The sequence below is a fragment of the Micromonospora sp. NPDC003776 genome, from assembly GCF_053605645.1.
In genome coordinates, this window is sequence record NZ_JBSGJR010000828.1 from 1 (window position 1) to 2,167 (window position 2,167).

Annotated in this window: 1 protein-coding gene; it reads right to left on the reverse strand. The window is 74.9% G+C overall.

Annotated features, from left to right (window positions below; translation table 11 throughout):
• Window positions 1–455 precede the first annotated feature (455 nt).
• The gene (locus ACWEVO_RS35400; protein WP_452311764.1) at window positions 456–2,057 is read right to left on the reverse strand and encodes a molybdopterin-dependent oxidoreductase; all 1,602 of its coding nucleotides are present in this window, start codon (window positions 2,055–2,057) and stop codon (window positions 456–458) included.
• Between the last annotated feature and the right edge of the window lie 110 nt (window positions 2,058–2,167).

The following is a 2,167-nucleotide window of genomic DNA, read 5'->3' on the forward strand; positions in this document are numbered from 1 at the left end:
ACGCCACGTTGAGCACGCCCTTGGACTGCGAGTAGCGGATCGCCCGCTGCACGGCCTGCCACACCGGACCGGCCGACCCGGACGCCCCTTCCGGGGGCTACAAACTTGATGACGTGAACGATTCGGCTTGACGATCACCGGAGCGCGAACGGTCGGAGCCCGAACATCGGACCGCGAACATCAGACCACGAACATCAGATCGCGAACGTGGGACCCCGATCGCCGAGCCGCGAGCGCAGGGCACCGCGCAGCGGGCCGGCGTGGGCCGGCCCCCGCAGCAGCGGGCCGACGTGGCGCGCCCGGTCACGCTCTGGGCCGCGGCCGGGTGATTCATCTACGTCATCAACCTTGTAGCCGCACGACCAAGCGACCCCGAGCCGAAACCGCGCACCGAGCGACCCCACGGGGCTCCCGTAAGCCGCGCCGCGCCGACAGGCAGGGCCAGGGCGGGTGCCTCAGCGCACCGTGACCTTGACGGTGTGCCAGCCGGTGGCGCCGTCCGGTGCGACGGGTCGCTGCTCGGGCGTCTGGGTCACCCCGCCGGCGTCCGTGGCCCGCACCTGGAGGGTGTGCTCCCCCGGGGTGGCGTCCCAGCGCCACGACCACTGGACCCAGGTGTCCACCGAGACCGCGGGGGCGAGCATCGCTGCCCGCCACGGGCCGCCGTCGACGCGTACCTCGACCGCCCGGATGCCGCGGTGCTGGGCCCAGGCCACGCCGGCCACGGTCACCGGACCCGCGGTCAGCCGGTTGCGTGGGCGGGGCGTGTCGATCCGCGACTCGGTCTTGATCGGGCCCTGCGCCGACCACCCCCGCGGCACCCAGTACGCGTCGAAGTCGGCGAAGCTGGTCAGCTCCAGCTCGGTCACCCACTTGCAGGCCGAGACGTACCCGTAGAGGCCCGGCACCACCATGCGGACCGGGAAGCCGTGCTCGACCGGCAGCGGCTCCCCGTTCATCCCGACCGCGAGCAGCGCGTCCCGCCCGTCCCGCAGCGCGGCCGTCGGGGTGCCGCAGGTCCAGCCGTCCACCGAGCGCCCGACCACCTGGTCGGCGCCGGGCTCCGGGTCCGCCTCGTCCAGCAGTTCCTTGATCGGTACGCCCAGCCAGCGCGCGTTGCCGATCAGGTCCCCGCCGACCTCGTTCGAGACGCAGGCCAGGGTCACGTACCGCTCGACCATCGGCCGGGCGAGCAGCTCGTCGAAGGTCAGCTCGATCGGCTTGCGCACCCGGCCGTGGATCCGCAACCGCCAGGTCGCCGGGTCCACCTGCGGCACCACCAACGCCGTGTCGATCCGGTAGAACCCGCTGTTCGGGGTGACGTACGGGGCGAGCTGGGCCAGCGACAGGTCCGCACCGGCCGGCACCGCCGGCGCGGACGCCGACGGGGTGGGCAGGGTGACCGCCTGCCGGGCCGCCGAGACCCCCCGCCGGCCGGCGAGCCAGTGTCCGCCGAGCCCGGCCACCGCCGCCGTGCCGGCGAGCACGCCCACGCCGCGCAGGAACCGCCGCCGCCCCTCCGGATCGCTCTCCTCCCCGCGCTCGGCGCGGGCGGTCGGCTGGCCGGGAGCGGCCGGCTCGGCGGATTCGGCCGGGGTCGGTGGCGACCAGGGCCACAGGTCGGGGGCCAGCGGGCCGGCGATGAAGGCCCAGAGCGTCAGCGCGCCGAGGCCGCTGCCGACCAGCGACGGCAGCACGGCGGCGGGGCCCGCACCGGGCCGGGTGACCGCGGCGGCCACCCCGAGGGCGGCGAACGCGGCGATGCCGGCGAGGCCGATCCAGAGCCGGCGGGCGGCGAGCACGCCGAGCAGCGCGGCGATCGCGGCCAGCAGCACCGCCGTCCCGATCAGCAGGGCGATCTTGTCGTGCGTGCCGAAGAGCGAGATGGCGAGGTGCTTCAGGGCCTCCGGCACCAGATCGACCACCAGTCCGCCGACCGCGATCAGCGGGGCCGAGCGAGGACCGGTGAGGACGGCCACCGGCTCGGCGACGCCGACGGCCACGGCGGCTGCGGTGACCCCGGCCAGCGCGGCGTAGCCGCGGGACAAACTGCTCACGTCGACCAGTGTTGTCGATCAAACGCGTCGGTGGCCAACCAAGTCAACTCCGCGCCGGTGTTGACGGTGGCGTGCAGCACCCAGATTCCGTCCGGGCGGGCCAGCACCGG